This window comes from Ktedonobacter sp. SOSP1-52 (assembly GCF_016587395.1).
The window spans coordinates 1,460,180-1,477,668 of record NZ_BNJH01000002.1; the positions used below are offsets into that span (position 1 = coordinate 1,460,180).

15 protein-coding genes are annotated in these 17,489 nt (G+C 56.3%); 3 read left to right on the forward strand and 12 right to left on the reverse strand.

The window, feature by feature from the left end:
* Nucleotides 1-15: 15 nt before the first annotated feature.
* Nucleotides 16-2,757, reverse strand: a complete 2,742-nt coding sequence (locus JMJ16_RS21745; protein WP_201384946.1) for a GAF domain-containing protein — start codon at nt 2,755-2,757, stop codon at nt 16-18.
* 706 nt (nt 2,758-3,463) lie between these two features.
* Between JMJ16_RS21745 and JMJ16_RS21750 the strand changes: the two genes are divergently transcribed.
* On the forward strand, nt 3,464-5,191 hold the full coding sequence (locus JMJ16_RS21750; RefSeq protein ID WP_201384948.1) for an alkaline phosphatase D family protein: 1,728 nt from the start codon (nt 3,464-3,466) through the stop codon (nt 5,189-5,191).
* Between the two features lie 91 nt (nt 5,192-5,282).
* Here the strand turns inward: JMJ16_RS21750 and JMJ16_RS21755 are convergent, their stop codons facing one another.
* Nucleotides 5,283-6,383, reverse strand: coding sequence for a lipocalin-like domain-containing protein (locus tag JMJ16_RS21755; protein WP_201384950.1), 1,101 nt, complete (start codon nt 6,381-6,383; stop codon nt 5,283-5,285).
* Nucleotides 6,383-8,707 (reverse strand): MMPL family transporter, encoded by a 2,325-nt coding sequence (locus JMJ16_RS21760; protein WP_201384952.1) that lies wholly within the window; start codon nt 8,705-8,707, stop codon nt 6,383-6,385. Before JMJ16_RS21760 ends, JMJ16_RS21755 begins: the two co-directional genes overlap by 1 nt.
* Nucleotides 8,708-9,139: 432 nt before the next feature.
* On the opposite strand from JMJ16_RS21760, the gene smpB reads away from it, so the two are divergent.
* Entirely contained in the window at nt 9,140-9,634 is a 495-nt protein-coding gene (gene smpB, locus JMJ16_RS21765) for an SsrA-binding protein SmpB (RefSeq protein WP_201384954.1), read from the forward strand.
* A gap of 39 nt (nt 9,635-9,673) precedes the next feature.
* Nucleotides 9,674-10,042: a VOC family protein gene (locus tag JMJ16_RS21770; RefSeq protein WP_201384956.1), complete on the forward strand. Its 369-nt coding sequence runs from the start codon at nt 9,674-9,676 to the stop codon at nt 10,040-10,042.
* Between the two features lie 87 nt (nt 10,043-10,129).
* On the opposite strand, the gene JMJ16_RS21775 is transcribed toward JMJ16_RS21770, so the two are convergent.
* From JMJ16_RS21775 to JMJ16_RS21815, 9 genes are all read right to left on the reverse strand, one after another.
* Nucleotides 10,130-10,285, reverse strand: a complete 156-nt coding sequence (locus JMJ16_RS21775) for a hypothetical protein (protein ID WP_201384958.1) — start codon at nt 10,283-10,285, stop codon at nt 10,130-10,132.
* A 267-nt stretch (nt 10,286-10,552) separates the two neighbouring features.
* The gene (locus JMJ16_RS21780; protein ID WP_201384960.1) at nt 10,553-11,191 is read right to left on the reverse strand and encodes a GNAT family N-acetyltransferase; all 639 of its coding nucleotides are present in this window, start codon (nt 11,189-11,191) and stop codon (nt 10,553-10,555) included.
* Between the two features lie 270 nt (nt 11,192-11,461).
* Nucleotides 11,462-12,445, reverse strand: a complete 984-nt coding sequence (locus tag JMJ16_RS21785) for a GNAT family N-acetyltransferase (RefSeq protein WP_201384962.1) — start codon at nt 12,443-12,445, stop codon at nt 11,462-11,464.
* 68 nt (nt 12,446-12,513) lie between these two features.
* Entirely contained in the window at nt 12,514-13,494 is a 981-nt protein-coding gene (locus JMJ16_RS21790; RefSeq protein ID WP_201384963.1) for a GNAT family N-acetyltransferase, read from the reverse strand.
* 27 nt (nt 13,495-13,521) lie between these two features.
* Complete coding sequence (locus tag JMJ16_RS21795; protein WP_201384965.1) at nt 13,522-14,535, reverse strand: GNAT family N-acetyltransferase; 1,014 nt, start codon at nt 14,533-14,535, stop codon at nt 13,522-13,524.
* Nucleotides 14,536-14,592: 57 nt separating this feature from the next.
* Nucleotides 14,593-15,417 (reverse strand): ABC transporter permease, encoded by an 825-nt coding sequence (locus tag JMJ16_RS21800; RefSeq protein WP_007910501.1) that lies wholly within the window; start codon nt 15,415-15,417, stop codon nt 14,593-14,595.
* A gap of 112 nt (nt 15,418-15,529) precedes the next feature.
* On the reverse strand, nt 15,530-16,483 hold the full coding sequence (locus JMJ16_RS21805) for an ABC transporter ATP-binding protein (protein WP_201384967.1): 954 nt from the start codon (nt 16,481-16,483) through the stop codon (nt 15,530-15,532).
* 206 nt (nt 16,484-16,689) lie between these two features.
* Entirely contained in the window at nt 16,690-16,911 is a 222-nt protein-coding gene (locus tag JMJ16_RS21810; RefSeq protein ID WP_201384970.1) for a hypothetical protein, read from the reverse strand.
* 198 nt (nt 16,912-17,109) lie between these two features.
* Nucleotides 17,110-17,475: a hypothetical protein gene (locus JMJ16_RS21815; protein ID WP_201384972.1), complete on the reverse strand. Its 366-nt coding sequence runs from the start codon at nt 17,473-17,475 to the stop codon at nt 17,110-17,112.
* Nucleotides 17,476-17,489 lie beyond the last annotated feature (14 nt).

Sequence of the window (17,489 nt, forward strand, 5' to 3'; positions counted from 1 at the left end):
GTGTTCCCGCCCCGGCTATGGATGTAGGGGCAAGGTGAAAACGAAACTCAGGCCCGTGCCTTCGTGTGCCCCACCTTCAGGAAGCCTCCCCTGCTCACCTGAAGTCTCTTCCTTGACAGTTTCGACCCAGATCTTCCCCTGGTGTGCCTCCACAATCCCTTTACAAATCGCGAGGCTTAAACCATTGCCGTAAGTGCGCGAGCTATAAAAGGCAGTGAAGACACGTTCGCTCTCTTCTTCAGGAATACCACTCTTGCTGTAGCCGATGACCGCGCCGCGCAAAAAATCCCCGGCATTGTCTGCCTGCACAGTAATGATGCTTTGCCTGGGACTATGACGCGCGGCGTTCTCTATAAGATTATAAAATACGCGTTCCAGTTGCACATGATCAATGTAGGCCATAAGCATACCTTCAGGTATCACCACATTAACCCGGTGCGCCTCCACAATCCGTGTCAGCTTGTTTAAGGCCCCATAAATGACTTCAACAACATCACACCAGGTCCGCTGTAAGACCAGGGCCCCCATTTCGATGCGTGAAAGCTCGACCAGGGCGTTGACCTGGACGGTCAGGTGGTCCGTTTCGTTCTCGATATCTTGCAGCAAGATACGCCGATCCGTTTCGTCCCACTCTAGATCCTCCTGGAGCAGGCCGGTCACCGCCGCTTTGATCGTTGTGAGCGGCGTGCGCAGGTCATGTGAGACCGAGGAGAGCAGGGCCGAGCGGTTATGCTCATCACGGGCCTGCTCCGTCACATCCCGCACCTGCAAGACATAGGCAATCAAGTGACCATCGCGATTACGCAGTTCGTGGCGTGTCAGGTGATAGTGGTGATCGTTGGAGTTACCTTCCAGCTCACGCCTGGCCCGCCCCCAGTTCCCACCACCCTTCTCGCCACCCTCCTGGGGCAGCGGACGGGCAGCCAGGATACAGCGCAGTTCCTGGGTCTCACTCGTGCCCTGGGTAAAATCATGCAGGTAGTGACGCACCTCGTCCACGTTGCGCATGCGGGGCATGAGCTTGGCGAAGGCGCTCTCCAGCGTGGTGACCTCTGGTTGCTGGCGACGCGAGAGCCAGAGTCGCTGCTCGTAGGAGTTGTAGGCGTTATAGACGGCATTGAGCGCGGTCATGCTTCCTGATAATTGCATATCACACAAGGCCTGCGCGGCAGGATTCATAAAAATACAATGACCATCCAGGTCCACTGCCAGCCAGGCATCGTCTTTGCCATTCTCACGCACTATGAGGGGGCTTAGCTCGCCGAGCATCCCCGTGCCGCGCAGGGCATCCTCGGCCGCCTGGGTGAGCCAATGCATGGCGTCCGACTCCTCCCCCTGTCCCTCATGCTCGACGGAGAATTTGAGCCGCTCCGCCGAATGCATCTCTTCATCGAGAGCGATTGATGTCTCAGATACTGTCACGGCTTCGGAAAGCGCTCTACTCTCCATGCCCAGGCCCTGTTCGGCATGGATCATGGCCTGCAAATTCAGTTCGCTATTGGTCAATAGAAACTCGCCCACAAAGCGTAGCACGCTGTCCAGGCTTACCCCATAGGAGCGCTCGGTCTCCTCGCGCAGGCGCTCAAAAAGGGCCATCTCCTCAGCACCTTGGACCTCTCCATGCCCATTATTGATATATGCATCCTGCTGGCGCTGGCGATAAGCAAACTCAAACTGCTCAAGCGCCTGCCGGAAGCGGCTGCGTTGATGAGCTGATTCGAGCATCATTCCATTATGGATTGCGAAGGTCGCCTGATTGGCGAAGAGCGAGAGGATTTCGACCTTGAGCGGGGTAAAACCGCCAGCTTCAGGCGAGCAGAGCAAGAGCGCACCAAGCACCGTTGTGCCTGTGATGAGGGGATAACATAAAATAGAATGCATGCCGAGTTCTTCGGCGAAGAAACAGCTGGCGGGGAAGCGCTCATCACGCGAAATATCATCCGAGACATGCGGGGTCCGCTGGCGAAGGGTCTGACTGAGAATACAGGCATCGCTTAGCTTTTTCTGCCGCACATTCTCCTCAAACTGGGTCGCATCAAGTCCCACCTGCGCCTCCAGGCGTAGCGCTGCATCGCGCTGCTCCAGCATAATGATGGCAGATGAGACGTTTAAGGCTTTGGCAATGCCTTCGACAATCTGGTTCAGGATCGTTGGCAGGTCGATACGCAGCGTCAGGGCACGGGTCACGTCTTTAAGCGCCTGGCGTTGACGATCAAAGATGGCCGCGCTCCCACCCAGTTGCGCCCGCTCAATCGCCGCCGCCAGCACGCGTGCCACGGCACCAATCAGGCGTTGCAGGGTTTCATCGACATAGGTATTAGGGATCGAGCTACCCAGTTCGAGCGTACCCAGGACACGCTGATCCTCCAGAACCAGTGGAGCGATCACGGTTGAACGCAGTTGAGGATGCCCGCTGAGCGCGTCTCCCGTTTCTCCCGGTGGCCCCTCCTGCCCTTCAGGATAGTCGTTTACCATGAGCATGGGCGAGGCCAGCACGCGCTCTAACATGGAGTCCTTTACCGGGTGCTGATGGGGAAAAACGCGCCACTCGCCCTCTTCACGCCGACACACCGCTACACGCACCGCTTCGCGATCATGCCGCAACAACACTACGCCAAACACATCAAAGGGAATAGCCGGCTCTAGCTCTGCCGCCAGCAGAGCATAGTTGGGTTTCGCGTCCCGTACGCTCATCACGATACGCACAACACGCTCAATGATCGCCGATTCTTCGACCGCTGATGTATTTGTTCTCACATCCATAGCTATCCTGGTGACTCCACACAATCTATTCTCAGGAACGAGAGGGCTTGTCTCCCCCTCCTCGCCTACCAACCTAGCCTATCAATCTACAAGGCCTGCTTGCTTTGCCTGCTCGCTCGCCAATCCTCTTATGCAAATCTTATACTACAAGTGCGGAATATTACAAGCTTTCCGTACAAAAGGATGTAATATCTGTTTTACATTGTTAGTACATATGGAAAATGAAATACAAATAGCTCTAGAACATCGCCTCAAAGTATACCATACTATCGCGCTTTGTCGTCAATAAAGAACCGGCGTACCCAGGCATACTCTTCGTCCCTACATATATGGCGCTTATGGGCGATTCCCCTTGTAAAGCCATTCCAGCCTTCATCCAAGTATAGCAGGACCAACTTCTTTTCCCTTCCCTAACAGAGAGATTTTTATGAAAGAGTCTTCATTCTATCCAGCTTTAGCGCGATTTTCCGCGAAGTCGCTGAATACTTTGTCAGAAAGAACGGCCCAAAGGGGCAAAAACTACCAGTTATATACCAGATTGCACCACAGTACGCCATATACGTCCAAGATATTTCACCACTGTCTTATGTAAGAGCATGACCCTGCTTGCGCCAATAACGTAGCCAGGCGTAATATAAGCTGAAGCACATTCGAGCGCTATTTGAACATATGCTATCGATGAGAGGATGGATTACATTCTATGGCCCTTCTGCTGATTGGTCCAATCGTACGCGCCACAACGGCGAGCGAGGTCGTCATCTGGGCGGAGTTCGCGCGCCCCTGCGAGGTTACCGTTAGCGCCACCCCCTTACACAATCTGGAGGCCAAAACGGTCCAGGTCACCGCTAGCACACTCCTGGCAGGCGGACATGCCTATCTCTCCGCGCGCCTGAGCGGCCTGCAACCCTCAACCTGGTATACCTATGCCTTACATGTAGAGGATAAGGCTGATGACGGTAATGCTACGCAGCCCGCTCTCTGGCAAGGCTTTCGTACCTTTGCGGCGCCTGGAGAGGCAAACAAACAGCCGCTACGGGTGGCATATGGCTCCTGTCGCAAGCTTGATCAACCAGAGAAGGATACGCTCGCCGCCTTTGGTCGCTGGCTGAGAGAACATAGCGAGCAGCGCGAGCGGGACTGGCCCCACCTGCTACTAATGATTGGCGACCAGATCTATGCAGATCAGCCATCACCCAGCCTGGTGGCGCGTCAGCCCGAACTGGCCCAGGGAGCCTCGCGCTTCGAGGATTTCGCCCTGCTCTATCAACATGCCTGGTCCTCGCATGAGGATGTACGCCAGGCCCTGGCGGCGCTGCCAACATTTATGCTTTTCGATGATCACGAGATTACCAACAACTGGAACGCCGAGCCTAACTGGCAGGAAGAGGCCCTACGCCAGGGGCAAGAGCAGACGATTGTGGATGGGCTGGTCGCCTACTGGCTCTACCAGGGCTGGGGCAATCTGCTGCCCGGCGCTACGCTGACACACCCGCTCCTGGATGTGACACAGGCCGCGCTTCAGAGTGGCAGCGATTGCCTGGATGATCTACGGGCCTGCGTACGTACCGCGCTCACCGGCGCCACAACTCTGCCCTGGCACTACACCGTTGCCACACAGCCCGCTATCTTTGTCACCAACACACGCACGGAGCGGACCGCGCAGCTCACCTCGTCTGATGAAGCGCTCTACGCGCCCACCGCCATCATGGGCGAACAACAGATGGACGAGCTTCAACAGTGGCTGGCGAGCAATCCCTCACCAGTGACGCTCCTGGTCTCCTCGGTTCCCCTGCTCCTTCCCCCGCTCATTGGTATGATTGAATATCTCTCCGGCCTGCGTCCCTGGCATGCCCAACCAGGCCTGCTCAAGCGCATAGGAAACTGGTTCGCGCGCAAGCAACTGGCGGTAGCGCGCAAGGCCAGCTTCGATCATTGGCCGCTCTACGCCCGCAGCTGGCAACGCCTGCTCCAACTCCTAGAGCAACATCCAGGCACCGCCCTGGTGCTTTCAGGAGATGTGCATTTCTCATACGGGGTCTTAGCGCAGGCGACCGCTGCGAGAACACCACGCCTCTACCAGTTTGTGTGTACGCCCTTGCAGAACGCGCTTGCGCCCTCGGACCGGCGCAAGATCGAATGGCAATCAATGATCAGCGGCATGCACTATGGTGGGCTACGCACACGTATGCTGCCCCTGCGAGACGAGGGCAGTTCAGGGGCAGTCAAGCGCGACATCCTCTACCAGGACGCCCTGGCCTTCCTGACCCTCCAGCCAGAGACCAGCGGTGGCTACAAGCTGACCCACGATTATCTCGGCCTCGGTGAGGATGGATTGACAAGAATCGCCTCCTTGGAGCTGCCAATGATCAAAGCAGACCTGTCTCCTGCCACAAACCAGGAAGAGACGCCAGCAAGTCTCAAACTGTAGGGTCCATGCTGGCATGAACTCCGAGGCCCGCAGGCCAACACCCAGGCGGGGTCGCTTCGCTCGGAGTCCAAGCTAGCTTGGACCCTACAGCTTATTTTGTGTAGCCGGTTAGTTCGACGTAGCCCAGGCCGGAGAGGGATTGGCCGTTCTGCTGGCCCTGGATATCGACGGCGCCCTCCCAGTAAACGTTGCCGGTCGACTTGGTAACGACAAGTTCCTGGTCCTTGAGCTGGGGCGTGAGCGTCAGGTCAACCTTGAGGCGAGGGTCGTTGATGGAGACGCGCCAACCAGAGGGATAGTTGATCCCCGTGTGCGGGCTGAGCCAGTGGTCCAGTACCTCGTTCTGTACGGCATTCTGGGGAATGACGATGCTCTGCCCCTTGTCGTCGGTATAGCCCACGTAGGTTGAGATGACCTTCCCCATGGCGTCGCGAATAAAGTAGATCATGATGTCCGCGCCATTGCTGAGCTGGATGCTATACCAATCCCAGCCACCGCTACCGAGGGTCAGGAAGTTGCCCCACTGGTGATCCATCCAGGCCTGACCATTGACCTGTACTGGCTGGCCGTGGTCGAGCAGCGTGCCGCTGACCTGCATACGCGTGCGCGAGTAGTAGTATGAGTAGCCCGCCAGGCCATAGGTAATCAGGCCCTTGCCATCGTGCAGAGTGGGCGCCTTAACGCCGTTGAGATCCAGCTTGATAGCATAGTCCTTCATCGAGGCCTCCAGGTGGTCGTGTCCATTGAAGCCCTGGATACGCCAGTCGCCAATCCCCACGTTAATGCCAGCTTGCTTTGAGTTGTCCAACGGTAGCATGACATTGCGCTGATCATAGGCGAACTGACCCCGCGTGATATCGCTAATGGCGAAATGCGAGGCGAAGAGCGGAGGCAAATCGCTGCGCGAGACCTGGAAGATCACGAACTCAAAGCCATAACGATGACCATCCTGCCCATTGAAGTGGCCGGTATAGTACCACCACTCGGTCAGGTTATTATGCGAACCCTCGTCCTGAGGAAACTGTACCGGCGGCAAGGGCTTCTGCTCACCAACTGGCACATAGGCTGGCAACTGGGCATTGGTCGAGACCATGCCCGGAAAGGTACAGGAGGAGAGCGCCAGCATCAGTCCCAGCAGCCCGGAGAGAAAAACAAGCTTCCAGGCACGGCGTCCTTGAATAATCCTCTGCATTAGAGCTTCCCTCCTACGTTGATATCCTGCGCGTCCTTACTCTCGCCATGTCCATTGAGCGAGAGCGCCGCCGCGTCCTCGTCCAGCATATATTTATCGAGGGTGGGAGGCTTGCGCTGCACCCCCTTGAAGGGGAGCCACCAGTTCCAATCGCCCAGCAGGCGCATCGTCGAGGGGACAAGCAGGCCGCGTACAAAGGTCGCGTCCAGGAAGACCGCCAGAGCCATACCCACACCCAGAGCCTTGACCAGGATCACATCCGCTGTCGCGAAGCAGGCGCTCACCACGATCACAATCACCGCTGCGCTGGTAATGATGCCGCCACTTCGCTGGAGCCCCAGGGCCACCGAGCGTGTGTTATCGCCCGTCTGCCAGAAGGTCTCCTGGATGCGCGAGAGCAGGAAGACCTCGTAGTCCATCGAGAGGCCAAAGAGCGTACAGAAGAGCAGAATGGGACTCGATGCCTCCACAAAGCCCAGGGGCGAGAAATTTAAGAACTGGTGCAAAAAGCCATCCTGGAAGATGATCACCAGCGCGCCATAGCTGGCCAGGATCGAGAGCGTATTCATCAGAATAGCCTTGAGTGGCAGCACCAGCGAGCGGAAGAGCAGGAAGAGCACCAGGTAAGTAATAGCGAAGATAATCAATACGGCCTTGGGAAAGTCGGTGTAGAGCGTCGTGACATAGTCGTAGTCCGCCGCCGAGCCGCCATCCACCAGGACATGGATACCATTCCCTGGATTAGTATTGCGAATCGTGACCACCAGTTCCTGTGAGCGTATATCGTTCATCTCATACTTGCTTACCACCTGCACCAGCATCGTATTCCCCGAGACGGTCGACTTGAGCAACGTGCCCAGGTAGGGGTCGGTCACCAGTTTGGGATTATGATACAGCAGCTCATACTGATCCAGGGTAAAGCGCGGATCGGCGCTCACAATGCTATCCACGCGCTGTACACGTGGATCGGCCTCGATACGCTTGGTATACGCGTAGAGGTTGCGAATATTCTGGTCACTCAGCACATCACCCTTCGTCTGCACCGCCAGGATAATCGGCGTCGTCTCGCGCAGGTTGAAGCGCTGCTGCAACATATCATACGCCTCGCGCGAGGGGACATAGGGAGGCAGGATCGAGGCATCGGGCGCCGAGAAGCGTACTCCCAGGAAAGGGAGACCAAACGCCACCAGCAGGCACAGCACGCTCACAAAAATACGCACCGGGTAGCGCATCACAAACTGCGACAGGCGATACCAGAAGCCATGATGGTCGTCCTGTACTGCCTGCCTGCGTCGCCACAGATGTGGAACGCGTACCGGAAAGGCATTGATGCGCGTGCCGAGGATCGAGAGCAGCGCGGGGAGCAACGTCAGGGCCGCCGCGACGGCCAGCAGCACCACGAGCATGCCACCCAGGCCTACCGAGCGCAACATATTGATGCGGAAGAAGGTCAGGCCGAAGAGGCCAATGGAGACCGTCAGGCCAGAGAAGGCCACGGCACGGCCTGCGGTCGCAATCGTGAGGACTGTAGCTTCATTCACACCTCGCCCACGTGCCAGTTCCTCGCGGAAGCGGCTGACGATAAAGAGCGAGTAGTCGACGCCCAGGCCCAGGCCGAAGAGAGTGGTAATATTAAGTACAAAGATGGAGAGATCGGTCACCTGCCCCAGGCCAAAGAGCATAGCTAGAGTCACAACCACGGCAAAGCCACCGACCAGGCCGGGGAGAATCGCCGCCACCACGGAGCGAAAGACGAGCAGCAGGGCAATGATCGCGAAGGGAAAGGCCAGCAACTCGGCGCGCCGTAGATCGTTCTCGCTCACCTGCTGAATATCTTCATAGAAGACCGCGCCGCCACCAACGTGATACGTCATGCCATCCACGTGACGCAGGCGCTGCTCTAATTGCGGCAGAATCTTGGGCGCGGTATCGGCATCGGTCTTCAGCACCACATTGACATAGGCCGCGTGGCGATCCTGCGAGATCTGGCGCGGATTATCCGTATAGCTGACCACGCCTCCCACCATCGACCAGTTCCGCACCTGGGCCAGCGATTGCTCAACCTTCTGCGTAAAAATGGGATCTTCGACGCGATACTGTTTACTATCATAAATAACCTGGACGGTCGTCAGGTTCAGATGCAGCTTACTTGTTAAAAGATCAATCGCCTTTTGCGACTCCGCATTGGGATCAAAGAAGCCGCCCGAACGCAGAACTGAGCTGGCGCGCGGAGCGAACGGCAAGGCCAGCAGCCCGGCCAGCAGCCACACCCCGACGATCCACCAGCGATAGCGGGTCGCCAGCTTACCAATAGCATAGAACATACCAAGTACCTCTTGTACCTCTACTCTTGTAAACGCAAATGAGAAACCCACCTATCAGCCCATCACCCACCCTCGGCTTGTTGACGCCTATCCCCCAATAAAAGGGTATTTGCGACAACTAATCTCAAATAGTATAGCGCTTATGAGCATCCCCTGGACAAGTGCTAGATGGAGCGTCGCTACACATATTTGTTAAGGTAGAGTTGTATTAGACGCAGGCACATACTATAATAACCCTATCCCATTTTCAGGTCTTTGCACGCGCCAGGGGCGGGAAGGCGGCAGGGAGAAGTTTTTGTCACTTCCCTCTGGCATATCGCAGAGACCTCCTGTGGCTGGCTCACACGTGTAAAAAGTGGAGAGAGACCACAGTGTTCCTGCTTGCCTATTAGCAAGCAGTGTGACGACCTGTGTTGAGGAGGAAGAAGACGCATGGCAAAAGCAAGCACAACCAAACAAAAAGAAGAGGCTCAGCAGGAGAACTCCAAAGTCGTATCGGTCAACCGGCAGGCGTACCACGACTATACCGTTGAGCGCACGATTGAGGCAGGCATCTCGCTGGTGGGAACCGAGATCAAGTCGATTCGCGACGGCAAGGTCAACCTGCGCGGCTCCTACGCCATCATCCGCAATGGTGAGGTCTGGCTGGAAAACGCCCATATCGCGGTCTACGAGCATGGTAACCGCTATAACCATGAGCCGCTGCGCAAGCGTAAGCTCCTGCTGCATAAACGTGAGATCGAGCAGTTGGGCCAGCGCGTGGCGACAAAAGGCCTGACCCTGGTTCCACTCAAGCTCTATATGAAGCGTGGGCGCGCCAAGCTCGAACTTGGACTCTGTAAAGGTAAGAAATTGTTCGATAAGCGCCAGAGCATGGCTGAGCGCGACGTTAGACGCGACATTGAGCGTATCGTCAGGGGTCGCTAACGCTTTTCCAGCATCACTTAGAAGAGAAGGATAACCTGTATGCGTATTGAAGGATTACATCACGCTCAGATAACGATCCCCAAAGGAGCCGAGGAGGGGGCACACAAGTTCTACTGCGATATCCTGGGCCTGCCCGAGATTGAGAAGCCAGAGTCGCTTCAGGGACGCGGCGGCTTCTGGCTCCAGGTGGGAGATCGGCAGGTTCACGTCGGCACCGAGGATGGCGTGGACCGCACAGCCAGCAAGGCCCACCTGGCCTACCAGGTCAAGGATGTCACGGCCTGGCAAGCTCACCTGCAAGAGTATGGAATTAAAGTGCTGGAATCCGTGCCCATCCCTGGCTTCGCACGCTTTGAGGCCCGCGACCCCTTCGGCAACCGCTTCGAGATGATTGAGCCACTGGGATAATGTCCTTCTGTTTTAGCCCTCGCCAAACGATGGGCATTTCATTCATAGGCGCGCGATAAATCGGGCGCCTATGTTTTGTGGCGATGCTTAGCGGGCTTTGCGATAGGTGTAGAGAGTGAAGAGGGCAATCGCGCAGCCCAGTACAATAAAGAGCACACCTACGATAAGCATCACCGTAAGCCAGACGCGCTCGCCACCAGTATTGCTTGCGGCCATCAGGGCCAGCGTCGCGGAAACCTGCATAGTATCAAAACCTCTCCAGGAAGAAACAGCCTTCACATTCTTGTGCTACTACTCTTTAGGACGTGAGCGAGAGCCTTATTAGTGCATGCAAAATAAGGATGCATGCATGGGTCTCACGCCAGGGGGACGCTGCCTATTATACCAAAAGTATCTAAAAGCGTCCCCTGTTATCGAACGGGGACGCTTTTCCTGACCAGTCTGTACCAGGAACAAGGTACTACACTCCTCCACCCACCCAGAAGCGCAACACGCAGTACTCACGAGTTGTTAGCAGACAACCTCCTCATGGGGGAGCGCCCTGGACAGCACGGGCCGGAGTATGCGCTGGTAAACCTCGTACTGCTGCGCGACATGGGAATCTGCGCGCCCGGCAATGACGCGGCTCGCCAGGGCTTGCGAGGCATCGACGTAGAGATCCATCGTCAGCGGCTCCTCCTGCTCTGGCTCTTGCAAGGACTGGAGCAGGACATCATCTCGCTCCAGCGAGACGCGCCAGAAGTGCTCAAACGCTGTATAGCCCTCACGTTCTAGAAGCTGTTTCGCTAGCCTGTTCTGGCTATGTACTGTGGCACACAACGCCACCTGCTCTCCGGTCGAGAAGCCATACATCAATTCACGCGCGCGCTGCTCAACCATACGCAGCAGCAAGGTTCCAATACCGCGCCCCCGGTACGCGGGATGCACCACCAGGGCGAACATGAGTCCCGCCTGCTCCTCCTCACGTTGCACATCGGCATATGCGACCACACACCCCTGAGTAGTAACTATCACCCAGGCATCCTGCACCAGGTAAAAACCATCTCTCTGCCATCTACGTTGTACGTCTTCCTCAGTCATCACTACTAAGTTCATATCCTTACGTTTACTTATGCTCCACAACTCGGCTACCGCCTGTATATCTGTCATCCTGGGACATCTTGCCGCCAGTTTATGTAGACGTACAATCATTGTTTTCTCCATCCGTCAGCGAGGATGCGTTTGGCTTCCCCCAAACCTATGCGCTACCATATATCATTTTCGAGAGCTGCAATGGAGAAAGAGTCAGGCAGGGAGCGGTCTGATAAACGCGCCACAAATATGTGGGGTCCATGCTGGCATGGACTCTCGCGCCCGAAACGTCACCGCGCTCGCAAGCCCATGCCAGCATGGGCCCTACGAAACACGTGAATTCACTATTTAGACCGCCAGTGTCTGTGTTCTTAGCTCCTTCCCTGCCCGTAGTTCCTTCTCGTACTGCGCGGATTGCCGTGTGACATGCATGCCCGCGCGTGCATATAATTTTGTGGCCCCCGTCAGGCTCTGCCCATCGACGTAGAGGCTGGCATGTTGGATACCTCGGCGGTAAAACTCACCAAAGGCCTGCTGCAAGAGCGCCAGGGCCAATCCCTTGCGCCGCCAGGAGCGCCGCACCCCCAGAGTATTCACCCAGCCCTCACCGTGCTCGTAGCGACAGAGAGCCATAGCGACAATATCCCCACCTGCCTTCACCAGGAAATAGAGTGATGGATCAAGTTCGTCAAACGCGATATTGAAGTGCCGCCACTCCTCGTAGTCGCGCGGCATAAAGCCCCAGTGATCCTGGAAAAACTCCATTTCGGCATTAAAGATAGTTCGCTCCATCCCCGGTTTAAACGTCTCCAGGCGCACATCCTCGGGCCAGATTGCCACACCGGGTTGCGCATCCAGCGTGATCCCCATGCGCAACATATTACGAATGACCTGGAAGCCATGGCGCTCAAACACCTGGCAGATGGCTGTTCGCTTCACGCTGGTGCCTACACCCATCGTCACGCGCAGACCTGGTTCGGCATGCCTCATCAAGGCGCGACTGCGCTCTTCGGCCCAGGCCAGCATGTAGTCAGCGAGACCTGACGCATATAGTGCCGGATCGACAAAGAGATTTGGCTCAAACTGCATATGCAGCGTGTGGTACAGTATGATAGCGCCGATCATGCGCCCCTGGTCATCTAACAGCGCCAGGCTATTCTGCTCCAGGTCCAGTCCTGGCATGGTCATAAAGCGGATGGCGTCGTCCTCAGTGAGCTCTGCCTTCCCTTCGGTGGCAAGCTCCTCTAAATTACAGAGCCTCGTCACCTCGGCCGCGTCCTCCACCCTCAGGAGGCGCGCACGGTATTCGTGCGGCAATTGCTGTATATTCATTTATCTATATAGTTCCTTTCTAATGTTATGTGCACTCACGCCTGCACCACACCACCTACCCTACGTCATCAAGCAAGTTCTTCTGTGCCGGACTCCTTGCCGGGGCGTAGTTCCTTCCGATAAGCCAGGAACTCACGTACAGCATGCATACCGGCGCGCTCATAGACGCGTAGCGCTCCAGTCAGGCTGCTGGCGTCCACGCCGAGGAGGACATTGTGAATGCCCCGCTGATAGAAGGCATTGAAGGCCTCGTGTAAGAGCGCCTGGGCGATGCCCTTGCGCCGCCAGGGACGCCGCACCGCCAGATCATATACCCAGCCCTTATCATCGCCCTCTTTACCACAAATCGCGAAGCCCGCGATTTCCTCGCCATCCATCGCCAGAAACCAGAGCGTGGGATCAAAGGTGTGTGGATCAAGAGCATAATGCGACCAATTTTCGAAGCTGTTCTCGACAAAGCCCCAATGATCACGGAAGGCCTCATTATTAGCCTCAAAGACAGCGCGCTCCATACCTGGCTGCGTATTCTGAACACGAATACCATCAGGCCATACAGGCTGCCGAAGTGGTTCGGCAAGCTCAATCTTCATGTCATAAAAGTGCCGTACGACCTGGAAGCCATGCCGTTCCAGCAGGTGCTGGCGTGATACATAGCGCACATCACAGCCGTTGCGTAGCGTGACGCGCAGGCCCTCAGGAGCCTGGGTAATATGCTCCCTGGCTCGTGTCTCGGCCCACTCCAGCATGGCATCCGCGAGTCCGCTCTCACGATAGTCGGCACGCGTCTCCAGGTTCATAAAGATATGCACATGCTGCTGATCTTCCACCCAAGCATAGCTCACCAGTTCACCAGTTGAGGTGAGCGCCACACGTGAGTCCTTTTGTAGATCTACATGGGGTTTAGTAAAGTCGCGCTTAAGATTCTCCGCCGGCTCAGGCTCGATACCAAGTTCTCTATCACGCGCCGCAAAAAGGGCCACAAGAGCCTGGATATCATCCAGGCTTGCGGGCCGCACGCTTATGCCTGCTGGTAATGTAGATACGTCCATGATTTCCTCTTTTCCTCATCACTGAAACTATGCCTGGTTGAGCGAGAGGGTACGCATGTCGCGACCGGGACGCAGCAGCTTCTCGAAGTTTGCGAAGCGACGCTCAACATGCATACCTGCGCGCTCATAGAGCTGGGTCGCGCCAGTAAGGCTCTGCGCGTCCACGCCAAGGCGGATCGTCCGCGTACCACGCCGGTAGAACTCACCAAAGGCGTGATACAAGAGCGCCAGGCCAAGCCCTTTACGCCGCCAGGCGCGCCGTACACCCAGGGTATGCACCCAGCCTCCCTGCGCCTTTTCATCGGCACAGCGGGCGTAAGCAACGATCTCCTCGCCGTCCATAGCCAGGAAGAAGAGCGAGAGATCAGCCTCTTTCCCCAGGTGGTACTCGTGCCACTCCTCGTAGATGTTGGGAATGTACCCCCAGTGGTCGCTAAAAGCCTCTTCATGGGCCGCGAAGAGCGCGCGGGCCAGGCGCTCTTCTCCCTGTGGCGCTGCATCCTGTAGCTCTTTGAAGGTGTACAGGCGAATGCCCGGCGCCCACACTGGCTGCTCTGGAGCTTGCGTGAGTTCACGCTTCATGTTCCAGAAATAGCGCACCAGTTCAAAGCCCAGATCCTTCCAGAGCTGCTGGCGCTGCGTATCCTGTTGATGCGCCCAGGTGCCGAGCAGGACCTGCGCATCCTCAGGAGCCAGCGCGATATGCTCCTGCGCGCGCTCCTCCACCCAGCGCATCAGTGGCAGTTCCACCTGACCACGATAGGCGGGATATACATCCAGTTCCAAATCAATCTTCATATGCCGTTTGTGGCGTGTGTCCACACTGGCAATGATCTCATCATTCTCCGTGACAATCACCCGAGCGCTCTCCTCAGGCTTATGCGACGAGAGGCTCCAGACATGGCGCAGAAAATCTACTGAGGTATCAGGCTCACCCAGGTACTCAATCTCGTTACTGTTCGCCAGGCGCACCACCTGCTCTATGTCGGCGAGGGTTGCGGGGCGCATGTGAAGCCCCTCTGGTAAGCTCGCGTCAGACATCGTGTCTCTCCTTCGTCCATGCAGAGTCCATGCAAGCATGGACTCTGCATCTCGTGTTTAGCCGTTACGTTTCAGGCGACCGGTGCGCTTGGCGTAGCGCTCGGCCATGCGGAAAATGGTCATCCCCAGAGGGATGCTGACCACGCTCATGATGATCAAGGGCCAGGTATAGCTCCAGATCTCAGGCGACCAGATAGGCTTGTTGCTCAGCAGGGCTGCGCGCAAGCCATTGAGCACGTAGGTCGCGGGCGAGAGCCAGGAGAAGGGCTGCATCCAGGCTGGTAGAACGCTGACCGGGTAGTAGACGCCCGACACCAGCAGGATGATGGCACGCACGATGAAGGACATCTGCATGCCTTTCTCGGTGTACAGGAGCGGCAGGACTGAGGTCGCGATACCAAAGCCGATGAACGAGACGCTACCCAGCAGGAGCATGAAGATCGCCGTCAGGTAGTTTGCCTGGCTGAGATCCAGGTGGAAGAACAGGACCACCACAAACAATTGCAGGCCTGTGAAGAGCAGGCCGTGCACGATGGCGTACCAACAGCTCCCAATCATATGCGTGAAACGCGAGATAGGTGCCATAAAGGTATGCTCGATAGTGCCTTCCCAGCGCTCGATGTTGATGACGTCTGTTACGCCATCAAAGGTCACGCTCAAATAGGTCCACACCGAGGTACCGATCAGCAGGTACAGGATCATATAGTTGACCTGGGCGGGTTTCAGGTCTGGCGTAGCGCGGGCAATGAACGTAATGCTCAGGGCATTGACCACGTTGTAACAGAGCCAGACGATCTCCCAGGCCCAATAGCGCTTGGTCAGGTTCCAGTTGCGCTCAAAGAAGGCATAGGCGGCACGCCCCTGATGTATCAAAGAAGCCATGTATATTTTTCCTTTTACCTTTTATTGCTACATCCCAAAGATAAGGGGGATTTGCGGGGTGTCCCCGCTCCCCAGCAGGAGGGAGACCCTCCTGCACCTCCCCTTTTACTATTTATTCCTCTTCTTCTCTTTCGGCTTCGAGGGCCTCGAAGGCCTTCTCCCAGCTGCCATAGCGCTTGATATCTTCTGCTGTGATTGGGCGCGTCGCCGTGTAGTGTATGAAGACTTCGTTCATCGTGGCGGGCTCCTCGCGACCCATCAGGCGTCCAACTTCGCGCTTGAGGTCCTCGGTCTTGCCCAGGGCCATCATGCGCCCCTGGTCGATGATCGCCACGCGGTCACAGAGGGCCTCGGCCTCGTCCATATCGTGCGTCGTGATCAGGATTGTCGCGTCATGCTTGTCGCGCAACTCGTTGACAAAGTTCTGCACGTCGATCTTTGAGCGCGGGTCCAGGCCCGTTGTAGGCTCGTCCAGCAGCAGGACGATGGGCGAGGTCAGGAAGGCGCGTGCGATGGCGACCTTCTGCTGCATGCCACGTGACATATTCTCCAGGGGCGCATCAATACGATCCGGCTTGATACCCAGGCGCGTCAGGATGCTCTTGATTTTGCTCCGGGCCTCGTCGCCAGGCATGTTGTAGAGGCGCGCCGCGTACAGGAGATTCTCCATTGGCGAGAGCTTCTTGAAGAACGACGCCTCCACGCTCACCCGGTTGATCAGACGCTGAATCATGCGCTCGTCCTTAATGACGTCGTAGCCAAAGACACGGATCTGTCCCTCGTCCGGCAGCAGGAGGGTCGAGATCATACGGATGAGTGTCGACTTACCCGAGCCATTGGCTCCCAGAATGCCGACGATCTCACGCCGCTTTACAACCAGGCTGACATTATCTACAGCTCGCACCTCGGTGCTTTTCTCTGGCTTCTCTTCGCTCTTCTTCAAAAATTTGCCTAAGAATGGGCGCGGCTTTGTGAATATCTTTGAAACTCCGTCGATCACGACTGCATCCTGAGTAAAATCCAGTTCAATGTCGTCGAACAGAGAATTTTTCATAGTAACGGTCAAGTAAGTACTCCTTCCAGATAACATATTCAGGCAATAACATGTATAAAACCTACAAGAGAGACATCCACCACGAGACAACATCCACGCATCACTTGCGCATAAGGCCTCCTTCACCGGCAAATAAGAAAGAAAAATACAACAAAAAACCGTGGGAACTGGATTTGCGTCTTAGCCAGTTGCCCACGGTTGAGGATTTTTTTACGTACTCACCTGTCTCTCTCGACAGGTGGTCCTCCACCCGAAATGGGCATACTGCTCCCCTGGGCCTCCAGGAAAATGTCTGCCTGGAAAGCGCCGATTCCAACACCCGGAGCGCAGAAGGCGAAGCAAGCAGCAGGCAACGCATAGCAATCAGAGCGCACAAAGCCACGAGGGCGCACAAGCGCAGCATGGCCTGTGAAACGCAGAAGCATATGCTCTGTCATCATTGCCTACTCCTTTCCAAGAGTGTTTTTTACTGAAGCGATAGAGATAGAAGGTAAGTGCGCGTCTATCGCGCTCCCCACCGTTGGTAAGTATACGAGACGTTCCTGAGCTTTGTCAAGGGCAAAAAGGCGAAAAAATATGGACGTGTGTGGCGCGGGCATTCTGCTCGTGCCACACACGTCCATAGCTTTTTTCCCTATTTATTTAGCCAGGGAGGCAAGCAGTTCTTGCAATTTTCCCTGCTGGATCGTCTGAATAAAGCGGGTGTGCTTCTGAATGGCCTCCTCAATCGTCTCGCTGCTGGACTCAGCAGTCACGAGGCGGATGAGGGTCAGATAGCCCCCCTGCTGGGGATAGATGGCCGTGACATAATCTCGTTTCAGGCGCTGATCATTAAACGTGGCCACAACATAGCGTTTGCCGTTGGGCGCTATCGCGACGTGACGCGCCACATCTAGTGTCTGGAAACGCACCGGGGCCGCGCCAGCAATCTCTAACGTCTGCTGCTCATTTCCCGCGATAGGAATAAGCATCTGCTCACTATTTTCCATTGTCTCCAAGGTCATTCGAACCCTCCTGC

Excerpts from the sequence above, each read along its gene's own strand:
- JMJ16_RS21750 (WP_201384948.1), top strand. The coding sequence starts at position 3,464 with ATGGCCCTTCTGCTGATTGGTCCAATCGTACGCGCCACAACGGCGAGC.
- JMJ16_RS21755 (WP_201384950.1), bottom strand. The coding sequence starts at position 6,383 with ATGCAGAGGATTATTCAAGGACGCCGTGCCTGGAAGCTTGTTTTTCTC.
- JMJ16_RS21760 (WP_201384952.1), bottom strand. The coding sequence starts at position 8,707 with ATGTTCTATGCTATTGGTAAGCTGGCGACCCGCTATCGCTGGTGGATC.
- smpB (WP_201384954.1), top strand. The coding sequence starts at position 9,140 with ATGGCAAAAGCAAGCACAACCAAACAAAAAGAAGAGGCTCAGCAGGAG.
- JMJ16_RS21770 (WP_201384956.1), top strand. The coding sequence starts at position 9,674 with ATGCGTATTGAAGGATTACATCACGCTCAGATAACGATCCCCAAAGGA.
- JMJ16_RS21775 (WP_201384958.1), bottom strand. The coding sequence starts at position 10,285 with ATGCAGGTTTCCGCGACGCTGGCCCTGATGGCCGCAAGCAATACTGGT.
- JMJ16_RS21780 (WP_201384960.1), bottom strand. The coding sequence starts at position 11,191 with ATGACAGATATACAGGCGGTAGCCGAGTTGTGGAGCATAAGTAAACGT.
- JMJ16_RS21785 (WP_201384962.1), bottom strand. The coding sequence starts at position 12,445 with ATGAATATACAGCAATTGCCGCACGAATACCGTGCGCGCCTCCTGAGG.
- JMJ16_RS21790 (WP_201384963.1), bottom strand. The coding sequence starts at position 13,494 with ATGGACGTATCTACATTACCAGCAGGCATAAGCGTGCGGCCCGCAAGC.
- JMJ16_RS21795 (WP_201384965.1), bottom strand. The coding sequence starts at position 14,535 with ATGTCTGACGCGAGCTTACCAGAGGGGCTTCACATGCGCCCCGCAACC.
- JMJ16_RS21800 (WP_007910501.1), bottom strand. The coding sequence starts at position 15,417 with ATGGCTTCTTTGATACATCAGGGGCGTGCCGCCTATGCCTTCTTTGAG.
- JMJ16_RS21810 (WP_201384970.1), bottom strand. The coding sequence starts at position 16,911 with ATGATGACAGAGCATATGCTTCTGCGTTTCACAGGCCATGCTGCGCTT.
- JMJ16_RS21815 (WP_201384972.1), bottom strand. The coding sequence starts at position 17,475 with ATGACCTTGGAGACAATGGAAAATAGTGAGCAGATGCTTATTCCTATC.